The sequence below is a fragment of the Psychrobacter sp. M9-54-1 genome, from assembly GCF_016613355.1.
GTDB lineage: Bacteria > Pseudomonadota > Gammaproteobacteria > Pseudomonadales > Moraxellaceae > Psychrobacter > Psychrobacter faecalis.
In genome coordinates this window covers 42,810-54,676 of record NZ_JADGFW010000002.1, presented here as the reverse complement: position 1 = coordinate 54,676, position 11,867 = coordinate 42,810, and the positions used below count along the sequence as shown (strand labels likewise).

At 42.9% G+C, this 11,867-nt stretch carries 11 protein-coding genes and 3 tRNA genes; 8 read left to right on the top strand and 6 right to left on the bottom strand.

The annotated features are described in order from the left end of the window. The first annotated feature begins 110 nt into the window (after positions 1–110). The 4 genes from IQ457_RS00615 (at position 111) to IQ457_RS00600 (ending at position 4,819) form a co-directional block, all read left to right on the top strand. Positions 111–1,400: an SLC13 family permease gene (locus tag IQ457_RS00615; RefSeq protein ID WP_200661664.1), complete on the top strand. Its 1,290-nt coding sequence runs from the start codon at positions 111–113 to the stop codon at positions 1,398–1,400. A gap of 300 nt (positions 1,401–1,700) precedes the next feature. Next, positions 1,701–2,738 carry a Bug family tripartite tricarboxylate transporter substrate binding protein gene (locus tag IQ457_RS00610; protein WP_068406035.1) on the top strand — a complete coding sequence of 346 codons (1,038 nt, stop codon included), beginning with the start codon at positions 1,701–1,703 and terminating at the stop codon, positions 2,736–2,738. Positions 2,739–2,855: 117 nt separating this feature from the next. Next, complete coding sequence (locus tag IQ457_RS00605) at positions 2,856–3,311, top strand: tripartite tricarboxylate transporter TctB family protein (protein WP_068406033.1); 456 nt, start codon at positions 2,856–2,858, stop codon at positions 3,309–3,311. Positions 3,312–3,316: 5 nt separating this feature from the next. Next, positions 3,317–4,819, top strand: coding sequence for a tripartite tricarboxylate transporter permease (locus IQ457_RS00600; RefSeq protein WP_068406030.1), 1,503 nt, complete (start codon positions 3,317–3,319; stop codon positions 4,817–4,819). Between the two features lie 267 nt (positions 4,820–5,086). Here the strand turns inward: IQ457_RS00600 and IQ457_RS00595 are convergent. Next, positions 5,087–5,163: transfer RNA gene (locus IQ457_RS00595), tRNA-Val, on the bottom strand. A 211-nt stretch (positions 5,164–5,374) separates the two neighbouring features. Between IQ457_RS00595 and IQ457_RS00590 the strand changes: the two genes are divergently transcribed. Then, positions 5,375–6,127, top strand: a complete 753-nt coding sequence (locus IQ457_RS00590; protein ID WP_200661663.1) for a type 1 glutamine amidotransferase — start codon at positions 5,375–5,377, stop codon at positions 6,125–6,127. 73 nt (positions 6,128–6,200) lie between these two features. On the opposite strand, the gene IQ457_RS00585 is transcribed toward IQ457_RS00590, so the two are convergent. The 3 genes from IQ457_RS00585 to IQ457_RS00575 all read right to left on the bottom strand — a co-directional run bounded on the left by IQ457_RS00585 (position 6,201) and on the right by IQ457_RS00575 (position 8,132). Further along, entirely contained in the window at positions 6,201–7,145 is a 945-nt protein-coding gene (locus tag IQ457_RS00585; RefSeq protein WP_200661662.1) for a DMT family transporter, read from the bottom strand. 102 nt (positions 7,146–7,247) lie between these two features. Then, positions 7,248–7,736 (bottom strand): M48 metallopeptidase family protein, encoded by a 489-nt coding sequence (locus IQ457_RS00580; RefSeq protein WP_144297041.1) that lies wholly within the window; start codon positions 7,734–7,736, stop codon positions 7,248–7,250. A gap of 51 nt (positions 7,737–7,787) precedes the next feature. Beyond that, positions 7,788–8,132 carry a DMT family transporter gene (locus IQ457_RS00575; RefSeq protein ID WP_144297040.1) on the bottom strand — a complete coding sequence of 115 codons (345 nt, stop codon included), beginning with the start codon at positions 8,130–8,132 and terminating at the stop codon, positions 7,788–7,790. A 455-nt stretch (positions 8,133–8,587) separates the two neighbouring features. Between IQ457_RS00575 and IQ457_RS00570 the strand changes: the two genes are divergently transcribed. From IQ457_RS00570 to IQ457_RS00560, 3 genes are all read left to right on the top strand, one after another. Continuing rightward, positions 8,588–8,663, top strand: a tRNA-Asn gene (locus IQ457_RS00570). Positions 8,664–8,870: 207 nt separating this feature from the next. Beyond that, complete coding sequence (locus tag IQ457_RS00565; protein ID WP_068408103.1) at positions 8,871–9,200, top strand: CopG family transcriptional regulator; 330 nt, start codon at positions 8,871–8,873, stop codon at positions 9,198–9,200. 234 nt (positions 9,201–9,434) lie between these two features. Further along, positions 9,435–10,190 carry a hypothetical protein gene (locus tag IQ457_RS00560; protein ID WP_242465300.1) on the top strand — a complete coding sequence of 252 codons (756 nt, stop codon included), beginning with the start codon at positions 9,435–9,437 and terminating at the stop codon, positions 10,188–10,190. Positions 10,191–10,431: 241 nt separating this feature from the next. Here the strand turns inward: IQ457_RS00560 and IQ457_RS00555 are convergent. Further along, a tRNA-Ser gene (locus tag IQ457_RS00555) sits at positions 10,432–10,522 on the bottom strand. 154 nt (positions 10,523–10,676) lie between these two features. Further along, the gene (locus IQ457_RS00550) at positions 10,677–11,810 is read right to left on the bottom strand and encodes a type I glyceraldehyde-3-phosphate dehydrogenase (RefSeq protein ID WP_200661689.1); all 1,134 of its coding nucleotides are present in this window, start codon (positions 11,808–11,810) and stop codon (positions 10,677–10,679) included. Positions 11,811–11,867: the final 57 nt, after the last annotated feature.

Sequence of the window (11,867 nt, the reverse complement as noted above, 5' to 3'; positions counted from 1 at the left end):
TGACTTATCGTTTATGAAGTTATTTTTCGATATTAGCGTACTGCTTTTTACTCTATAAAAGCTGCTATGGCTTTTTATAGAATTCATACCGTTAAAATCAAGGGGCAGTTGTGACACTTTATATTCTCGCAGCCATCGTAATATGCATTATTTTAGGCTATACCACCAAAATCAATATCGGCTTGTTTGCTATTGCGTTTTCGTATCTGATTGGTTGTTTCGGTATGGGTCTAAAGGCTTATGAGATTATTGAGCTATGGCCGCTAAAAATCTTCTTTGTCATTTTTGCTGTGACGCTTTTTTATAACTTCCCTCTCGCAAACGGTGCGTTAGAAAAACTATCGAACCATTTAATCTATAGGTGTCGTCATTTTCCAGCATTTTTGCCATTGATTATCTTTTTTGTTGCTACAGTTGTCGCAGGCTTAGGCGCAGGCTATTACACCGTTTTGGCGACAATGGCACCGATGATTCTGCTTTTGTCTAAACGTACCAATTTAAATATCGTCATTGCCACCTTATCTGTCAATTATGGCGCGCTCGCCGGTGCAAACTTTATTACCTCACAAAGCGGCGTTATCTTTAGAGAGCTGATGCGCGGCGCAGGCGTTGCCAATGACAATAGCTTTACTTATGTTTTAGGGGTTTTCGCTGCTACTTTTGTCATACCTGTAATCCTCTTGGGTGGCTATAGCGTGTTCAATGCCAAAAATAGCAAAATCTCGATTCAAACGACAGTGCCAGAGCCTTTTGATAGTAAGCAAAAACAATCTATTATGCTGATTTTTATCATGATGGCGACTGTGCTTATAGTGCCCATTTTAAATCTGCTCATGCCGCAAATATCAGCGATTGAGTTTTTGAACGCTCGGATTGATATTGGTTTTATCGCGGTTATTTTTGCTTTAATCAGCCTATTTTTAAAGTTAGGCGACGAAAGAGCGGTGATAGCACTCATACCTTGGAATACGCTTATTATGATTTGCGGTGTCGGTATGTTGATTCGCCTCGGTGTAGAGGTAGGAGTTATTTACGAGCTCACCGAATGGCTCAGTACCAACGTCCCTATCTGGTTGATACCGACGCTAGTCTTCGTTATCAGCGCAATCATGTCCGTATTTGCCAGTACACTTGGCGTCGTCGCCCCTACTTTATTTCCTATAGTGTTACCCCTAGCCGTTGCTTCTGGCATAAGTCCTTTATTACTTTTTACCTGTATTGTTGTGGGCGCGCAAAGCTCATCACTGTCACCTTTTTCATCAGGTGGTAGTCTCATGTTAGGCGCTTCTCAAGTCGTTATAGAAAAAAATAAGCTCTTTACTGCTCTGTTATTCAAAGCCGTGCCCTTAGACATCTGTATTGGGATAATAGCAATCTTAGTGATCCAACTTATCTTTTAATGCCTTATAAATAAGAGAAAGCTATAAAAGTGTTTGTTATTTATAACTGAAAGCTAAGCATAAGAATAATAGTCAATACCCTTATGCGTCTCTATAGTATAATAAAATTCATACAGACATACATATGTTTCTTGTCATTTACAAAATATTCTGTTACTTTTATACAGTGACAAAAAAACATATTTTGATGAAATGCAGTAACTTCGTTAGTCTGATCGTAGCTTCAAACATTAATAACGGGTTGCGCCGATCAGAATTCTATTGAAACTTTAGTACAAATATACACACAAGGAGTGTCGTGTGAAAAAACTTTCCTATCTGGCTCTTGGCCTATCTATTCTATCTTTGACTGCCTGTAACAACGCTAATGAAACGACCAGTACAGACGCAGCCGCGACAGATGGCTCAAGTGAGCTGACTGCTCCTTCACGTCCTGAATGTATCGCACCTGCCAAGCCAGGCGGCGGCTTTGACTTGACTTGTAAGCTTGCTCAAGCGGGTTTGAAAGACACTGGCATCTTAAAAGATCCTATGCGCGTGACTTATATGCCAGGCGGGGTTGGTGCGGTTGCTTATAACAAAATCGTTGCCAATGATCGTGATAATGGTGATGCCATTATTGCCTTCTCAACCGGCTCTATTCTTAATTTATCACAAGGTAAATTTGGTAAATTCACTGAAAAAGATGTGAAATGGCTAGCCGGTGTCGGCACAGATTATGGCGCTGTCGCCGTCAATGCGGATTCAGACATCAAAACTTTAGATGATTTGGTTAAGGTTCTAAAAACAAATCCAAAATCAGTCAGCTTCGGCGCGGGCGGTAGTGTCGGTGGTCAAGATTGGATGCAAACTGCCATATTGGCCAAAGCCGTTGGCGTCAATCCTAACGACATGACGTATGTGGCGATGGAAGGTGGCGGTGAAGCAATCACAGCGGTCATGGGTAATCACATCACCGCCGTTAGTGCTGGCATTGCCGAGCTTATGCCGCAAACCACTGCTGGCAAATTGCGCGTCCTAGCCGTATTTGCCGATGAAAGGTTGGATGGCACTATGAGCGATATTCCTACTGCTAAAGAGCAAGGCTATGATGTCACGTGGCCGGTCGTTCGTGGTTACTACATGGGTCCAGATGTGAGCCCAAGTGCTTATAACTGGTGGAAGGATGCCTTTGATAAGATGCTTGCCGATCCAAAATTTGCTGAGCTACGTGAACAGCAAGAATTATTGCCGTTCTCTATGACCGGTGAAGAGCTACAAGAGTATGTTTATAAGCGTACGGGCGAGCTTCGTGAGTTGTCTGCTGAATACGGTCTTGTTGAGGCTGAAGCCAAATAGTGAGCTTGGTGTTCAATCACGTTATTGATTGAATACTAAAGTTTAATCGTATTCTCAAAAGGCTGGCAAAAAATAGAGATGCCAGCCTTTTTGCCCTAACATTCTAGGAGTCCTATTATGACTATGGAACGTCTGTTTTCTGGGCTAATGGCACTGGTGAGCTTATTTTTGATATACCTAGCCATTGGCTATGTCGCCCCTATTGCCTACGATCCCATCGGCCCTCGCCCTTACCCGATTTTAATTTTTTCATTGCTGGCATTTGGCGCGCTAGTTGTTGCTTTTCGTCCAGCAAGCTTTACCAAGCCGATAGAATTAGGGCTTACCAAACCAATCATTAGAAACTTAGTACTTTGTGCGCTTGCGTTACTTGTCTATGGTTTGATTTTTGAGGTACTGGGCTTTATTGTTGCCACCATTCTGATGTCCTTTGCCGTAGGTTTACTATTTGCTGGCAACCCGCTTAAAAGCTTTATCTTTTCAGTGTTAATCAGTATTGGCTTATACGTCTTATTTGACATACTTTTGGATGTCAAATTACCACTTGGATTGTTATCAGGGATAATAGGATAGCCAGTATGGATACTTTTGATTTTTTGATGCATGGTTTCGCTATTGCATCTACCCCAGAGAACTTACTGATTGCACTTATCGGTGCTTTTTTGGGTACCATTGTCGGTATGTTGCCTGGACTTGGTCCTATTAACGGTGTGGCGATATTACTGCCTTTCGCCTTTGCTTTAGGATTACCACCAGAAAGTGCGCTCATCTTACTTGCCGCCGTCTATCTTGGTTGTGAATATGGTGGTCGTATCTCCGCCATTCTTATCAACGTACCAGGTGATGCTGGCGCTATTATGACGACGTTAGATGGTTATCCATTAGCCAAACAAGGCAAAGCTGGTATTGCACTGTCTTTATCCGCCGTTAGTTCCTTCATTGGTGCAACGATTGCCACGATCGGTGTGGTTTTATTTGCCCCGTTATTAGCCAAGTGGGCCATCTCATTTGGGCCCGCCGAATATTTTGTATTGATGGTATTTGCTATTACGTGTCTAAGCGGTTTGGTCGGTGATCAACCGGTTAAAACTGGTATTGCCGCTCTAATCGGTCTTGGTTTGGCGACGGTTGGTGTCGATGCGGTTACAGGGATTTACCGCTTTACTTTTGATTCGGTCAATCTATCTGATGGCATCCAATTTACCACCATTGTAATTGGTTTTTTCAGTGTCAGTGAAATCTTAATCTTACTCGAAAAAACTACTACTGGACACAAGGTCATTGAGCAAGGTAAGCGTAGTTTATTAAACCTTAAAGAGTTTATGTTTACCTTGGGCGCGATGTTACGTAGTGGTTTAATGGGCTTTGTCGTTGGTATCTTGCCAGGTGCAGGGGCTACTATTGCAAGCGCCATGACTTATGCCAGTGAACGCAAAATCGCTGGTGATAAAGGTACGTTTGGCGACGGTGATCTGCGCGGTGTTGCATCGCCAGAGGCAGCGAATAATGCCTCAGCTTGTGGCTCGTTTGTGCCTATGCTGACTTTAGGTGTGCCAGGTTCAGGTACCACAGCGGTCATGATGGGCGCATTGACTCTATATAACATCACACCAGGTCCGCAGTTATTTACCGAGCAGCCTGATATCGTTTGGGGTCTGATTGCCTCTTTATTTATCTGTAACGTTATTTTGCTGGTAATGAATATTCCATTGGTTGGCTTATTTGCAAAATTGCTAAACGTGCCAAATTATATCTTAGTACCAGCAATTGCTGCGGTCAGCTTTGTTGGCGTATACTCGATTCATAGTACGACTTTTGATCTGGTCTTTATGGTCGCACTCGGGGTGTTCGGTTATTTCTTACGTAAGTTAAACTTCCCATTATCAGCGCTTATTTTAGGTTATGTTTTGGGCGAGCTGATGGAATCTAACTTAAGACGCGCGCTATCTATTTCTCAAGGTGAGCTAAGTATTCTGTGGGGCAGCCCTATCACTATGGTGCTATGGCTGTTGGCAATTTTGATGGTGTTTATGCCAGTGTTGCGAAGTATCTATCGTAGAAAATTTAAGCCTGCTGTTTAGTTTTTAGCGATTCTGTTTTTGAAACACTCTGCTGTGGTGGTTGTACTTTAAGTATGATCACCATTTTTTTATGAAAATTAGCGTCTATCGTCTAATTTTCCTACAAAAAACATAACCATTGCATTAGCTAATGTCGTCTTTTTGAATCGTGCGGAGCTGATTATCTAACTGTGTTTATAAAATGTTGGGTGCAGATATTTCCTGCTACAACGCTTGTAAAACGGGCATAAAAAAAGCCCCAATCATCAAGATTGGGGCTTTCGAATCTGGTAGGCGTAACTAGATTCGAACTAGCGACCTCTACCATGTCAAGGTAGCGCTCTAACCAACTGAGCTATACGCCTATTTAGGACATGCATTTTAGCAAGTTTTTAAAACTTTGCAAGCCTTTTCTATCACAATATTAGGTTATTATAAGAATAGCTAATTTTACGCTTTATAATGAAACACTTAAGAGAATTAGAGTACTCTAAATAGTTTCCACTATCTAAGACAGCTCATAGCTTATAGACTGTCAATATTATAAAAATATAACTTCTTAATCGAGATCATCAGATGACCTTACGCATTCATGCTTTATTTCACACAGATTACGAAGACCTCAACTTTATTAAGCATTGGGCAATTAATCATCAACACACTATTACCTACACGCGTTCTTATAATAAAGACACCTTGCCAGCGCTCGGCAGTTTTGACTGGTTAATTGTGATGGGCGGGCCGATGAGTGTCCACGATGAGGACAACCATCCTTGGTTAATTGAAGAAAAACGTCTGATTAAACAAAGTATGGATAGCGGAAAAACAGTGATAGGTGTATGTTTAGGGGCGCAGCTTATTGCGCACTGCTTGGGGGCGAGCGTAAAGCCGGCAGGCGTAAAAGAAATCGGCTGGTTACCCATTCAGTTGACTAAAGACGCTCAGGCGCATCCTTTACTACAGGACTTACCAAAGCAGCCGTTTACGGTCTTTCATTGGCATGGCGATGGGTTTGAATATCCACAAGGAGCGATTCCGTTAGCGACATCAGCAGCGTGGCCTAATCAAGGCTTTCTTTATCAAACGCCGCAGCAAAAAGCGCTTGCCACTTGGGTCATGGTTTGGCAGTGTCATTTTGAAGTCACCAAAGAAAGCATCGTTAAGATGGTAGCAAATGGCGACAATGCCATTCAAAAAGGACTAATTAACTATCCTAAAACCGTACAATCACCTACTGAGATAATAACGCTTGGCGATAAATATATTGCCGATAACAATGCGCGCTTAGCAGCCATGCTCAATCGTATGACAAAGACGGCGGACATTTAAACCTAATCTTTCAATCCTAAAAAAACTTAACGGTTTATCTACTTTTTACCCCTTTTAGCCGCAAGCCCACCCTTTATCGAGTCTGCTGGTTTGATGCCGCCATTTTTACCCCGCCATAGGTAACCAACACGACACCAAGCGCTATCAAGGATGCACCCAAAAACAACCCTTCTGGCGGACTTTCTCCCTGCAAAAAGATAGCGACAGGCACACCGACGACCGCCCCAACCGAACCTAATAAGCTTAGTAATACTGGGCCGCCCGTTTTTTGCAGTAAAAATAACAGTAAAAACTGACCAGCGAAAACGAACGCCTGCACCGCAATCAACCCTAACGGCAACATCTCAGCTAGCGGAACGGCAAGAGAATAATTAGGTAAAATGCTAAACAAACCAAGTAGCACGGATGCGGCTATCAGCATACCCGGTGCCAGCGCGCTCGGAGAGAGATTATCAGGCCAATATAAGGTGCGATAAATATTACCAATTGCCAATAAGACCGGACCACAAAGCGCTAGCCCAATCCAAAACACACTGGCATCGGGCGCAGCGAATTTACGGGCGGCGAGCACCCCGGCGCCGACAAGTGCCGCGACCACGCCAAGCGCGCGCAGCTTGGTAAAGCGCTCTATTCTTAGAATGATAGCGGCGAGATACGTCAATAGCGGCGGCAGAGAAATAATCAAGGCGACAAAACTGGCGCCGACATGCGGAATAGCGGAGAAGAAAATGAGATTGGAGCCTGCCACACTCACCAACGCCGCAACCAAATAATAGCTCAGGGTTGATTTACTTAACGGCGGCAGCTCGCGGCGTAACAACGCATAACTAAATAAAATAAACGCCGCACCCGTAATAGACCAAAACAGAAATCCCAGCGGCGTCAGACCGACCTCGCCGGCAAATTTGGCTAGATTGGTAGAAATACCGATCAATCCACCACCCGCGATCAAACACAGTACAGGAATGAGCCAGGCTTTTTTACCTTTAGCCATGGACTGCGGCGCTGACTGACTCATAGACTACCTTACTCTTAAAACAGCGGCCTTATTCATCGTCATTAGCCCTGTTACTATTTTATTGATTAGCATTATTGTTAGCTTTTATTTCATCACGATAGATTAGCACTCGCGCCAATGCAACCATAAACGAGTATCAAGCTCATATTGATGATAGTTCGGCTCCATATGACAGCAAAGTTGATAAAAGGCCTTGTTATGCTCTTGCTCCTTAAAATGCGCCAACTCATGCACCACTATCATTCGCAAAAACTCAGGCGGCGCTTCCTTAAATAGGCTGGCTACCGTGATGCTATTATGTGATTTTAGCTTGTTGCCTTGCACGCGCGATTGGTAGGTATGAATGCCAAGTGCCTGATTGAGCACCGCAAGCTTACTGTTATAAGAAACTTGCGACAGCGGACTGCTTTTGCGCATATACTGATTTTTGATCTCATTAATATATTGATATAGCGCTTTATCGCTTTGTACTTGGTGACGGTTTGGATAGTTTTTATCCAAATACTCACCCAGCCTGCCCGTGCTAATCAGCGTCGCCGCTTGGCTTTGAATTTGCTCAGAGTAATGCGCGATATACTTTAATGTGGTCAATGTGTTTGTCCTTGACGTTTCAATGTTTAACGACTACTAATGCCTGTTTACTTAATGTGCCACAGAATTAGACAATAAATTCATCACCACTACCCCACCAACAATCATCGCAATGCCGATGATCGCTGCGGTATCGAGCGTTTGCTTAAAAAAGAACAGTCCTACTAATGAAGTCAATACGATACCAAGCCCGCCCCATAATGCATAAGCTATACCAATAGGGATGATTTTTATGGTTTGGGTTAATAAATAGAACGAAATCGCATAAAGCACCGCCATAATGAGCGTGGGCACAAAGCGCGTAAACTGCTCTGACTTGACCAAAAAGGTAGTGCCAATGACTTCGCAGACAATAGCGATGGCAAGGTAACCGTAAGCAATCATGGTTGGACTCATATGTAGGGCACCTATATTGGTAGAAAGTATTGAATTAGAAACAGTCAGTTAAACAAAACGATAAAAAATCTGGGCTAACTATTTTATAGGTTTATATGAGTGCGTGAAATAGAGATTTTAAGGGTTAAAGTAATATAAGGTTTTTCTTTAGTTTCAAATAGATAGTCTTATCAAACTAAGGAATAAAGTAAGTTGTTATAATATTAAGAAAAATTAATTTTTATACACATTTTAGCAGCAGCAATCATCGTCACCGTCAATAAAGGCGCCGCTTTAACAAGAAACACCCACAATTTTATCCTATTTATAATTATATTTATTATTTATCGCCTAATAAGGTTGACAGCCCAGAACTACTTGGCTAAAATGTGCCCCACATAACGCAAACAAGATAAGCAATCGCACCTACCAAAGGCTTTGTAAAACTTGTTTAATCAACCGTTATCACAACTTATTCTCCAATAGCTCAGTTGGTAGAGCAACGGACTGTTAATCCGTGTGTCCCTGGTTCGAGCCCAGGTTGGAGAGCCATATTCTAAAAGACCTTCATCAACTATTTGATGGAGGTTTTTTTGTGGTCGTTATTTAATCCTTAATATCTTACCTTATTCACCAATACAATATTTATACGGCGACGGTGTTCTTTTAGCGACTTTTATTGTATGGTAGGAGTGGCTGTGACCAAGTTCGTTTTTGTCTGAGTGTTTTATTCCTACTCACTAAAAGTAATGGTTTATTATGATACCTGTTCGTATAAAAAATAAATTCTCTGATCATCCGCAAAAAATCACGCGTCCGATCAGTATTCGCTTGTCTGAAGAGATGATTAGATTATTAGAGTCTACCTCAGCAGAGCTGGGCTTTAAACGTATCCAAGGTCTGATTCGTCTTTATATCCGTCAAGGATTGGATCGCGACCATCAAGATTATACCTTGGCGCATGATGAAGTGTTTATTGAAAGCCTACGTAAGCGTGGGGTCAGCCAACGTATCATTGATGAGGCGATTGTGGTCACGCATAATAATACTACCACCCACCCGCTGTCTGAGCTGCAGGATAAAGAGTAGCATTTGGCTTATCATACATACAAAAAAAGACTAAGTTTGCTTAACGGCGCTTGGTCTTTTTTTTGCTATTTAATTTAAACTTGCTACGTAAAATATGCCCTTCTCAATGCGCTTAATAACATCGAATACCCATTAGCGATAAACATACATACAAAATTATCATAAGCGCTATATTGATAAGCGCTATATTGGTCTAAAAGTTATTAGTATCTGTATGGGTTGAGAAGGAGGCATATGATGACTGGTTTATATAAACACGCAGGCCGTGCACGCTATATTAAAAAGGTTATGTTATTGGCATTTACTGTAGCGATGTTGCCAGTTACCAATGGCTGCACACAGCCGCCAGCAGATCCAAGTAGGCAGACTATACCAACCAACTCTGACCAATGGCAAAAAAAGCTTGGCGATACGTTTGAGCGGTTGCCTGAGGCTGATAGACAGCTCTTGAGCCGCTATATGCTACGTATGAAGCTTAGCGGCGCGTATGAGTCCGGAGCGATGCCACGTATCACCATCAAGCAAGCCATTATCCAGCAGCGTGAATATGAACGCTTGCATCCAAATAATCCCACTGGCAAAAAAAGCCCGATTGTCACCAGTCCGCAAGTGCATACTGCCAAAGCACAAAATTACCCTGTCGCTTTACTGCCCGTCAGAACCAGCGATAGCGACAGTTTAAACCAAGTAAAACTACAGTTTATGCTGTCAAACCACGGTAAGGTAGCGATTAAAAGTTTTAAGGGTAAGCTCACCATGCAAGAGGCCAATTTGACCAAAAGTAAAAGCTTTAATGTACCGTTGACCCAGTTCCAGCCACCAATCGAACCTGAACAGTCTGGCAAAATCATCATCGAAAGCAGTATTGAAGATATCAATGTCATGCGCGCGATTAAAAATCATACGGACATACACATTGAGATTAGCGAAGGCAAACTGGTATTAATGGATGGGCAAGAAGTAGAGTTTGAGCAAACGCTGGCGAAATAATAGAGAGTTCATATAGTCCATTCAAAACAAAATCGATAGGAGCATAACGATGTGCGACTGGTATAAATTTTCCTTGCTTGCTGCTAGCGCAGAGGCTGCGAAAAACCCATCCCAGTCGCACGGCACGGTATCAGTTTTAACGTAAGGCTGCTATGAAGCGGTCACTAAGGCTTTTAAAAACCACATTTATGCAAACATAAAAAAAGCCCCAATCAATAACTGATTGGGGCTTTTTCGAATTTGGCGGAGACGGAGAGATTCGAACTCTCGAAGGGCTATGAACCCTTGCCGGTTTTCAAGACCGGTGCATTCAACCGCTCTGCCACGTCTCCATTGGTGCATCATTATATAGATATCATCGTATAATGCAAGCGCTTCATATTAAAAAAATGAAATTAATTTACAGCCAGTTTTAAATCAATGACTTAGCTTGTGTCAATTCTTTCTACTTAGCCTTTTTATCTCAGTATATTCACTTCAAATATGTTATTTACTTAAAGCGAGATGTAAGCACATATCAAGCAGCCTGTTGGCATACCCCCACTCGTTATCGTACCAAGCAAACACCTTATATTGCTCGCCTACTTGCATCAACTGCTGACCATCGATAATCAGCGATTCTGGCTGATGGATAAAATCACTGGAAACGAGCGGCTCATCAGTATACGCCATGATATTTATCAAATCACCAAGGCTAGCAGCTATTAACTTTTCTCGTATCGCATCGACGCTGACATCCGGCGTAACAAAGACAAACGTCACATCAATCGCCGCCACATCGATGGTCGGTACGCGTATCGAGTGACCGTTTATTTTGCCTACCATCGCAGGCAATACCCGTTCTGTCGCAGCAATACTACTTGAGGTGGTCGGAATAATATTATAACCAGAGGCGCGCGCGCGTCTTGGGTCGCGGTGCGCTTGGTCGAGCACTGTCTGGTCAGCAGTCACGGCATGAATCTCGGTCATCATTGCCGACTTTACGCCAAATGCCTTATCAAGAGTAGCAATCAGCGGCACCAATGCCTGCGTGGTACAAGAAACGCTCGAGATAATCGGCAGCTTGCGTGTGAGCTCAGCGGTATTGACGCCCATGACAATACAAGCATCGACATTGTCAAAGGGCGCTGCACCAATAATGACTTGCTGTGCACCCGCTGCTATATGTAGCTGTGCTTGCTCATAAGAGCGAAAATGCCCCGTACACTCTAATACCACATCGATACCAAGCGTTTGCCATGGCAGGTTTTTTGGGTCAGCTTCTGAGAGCATTTTGATGCAATAAGTCAGGTTGTTCTTAGTCAAACACAGCTGAATATTGTTATTATCGTCTAAAACCTCCGCACTGACGCCAAGGCGACTTAAGCGACCATGAGTACTATCGAATTTTAACAAATGCAATAAGATATCAGCCGATGCCAAATCATTAATCGCCACCACATGAATAGCGCGTCCCAACACCTCAAAGCGCTCTAACAAGGCACGCAGTACATTACGTCCAATACGGCCAAAGCCATTGATAGCAATCCTCAAGGGCTGCGTATGCTCGCCTGTCGCATGCGTAAGCGCCACTCTAGGTTCGGCGTTCAATTGGTAAGTTGCGCTAGAAAAATCAGGCATAACGTCAGACATAAAAGGGTATCGCTATAAAGAGATATAAAAAGAGTGGCGCGCTAC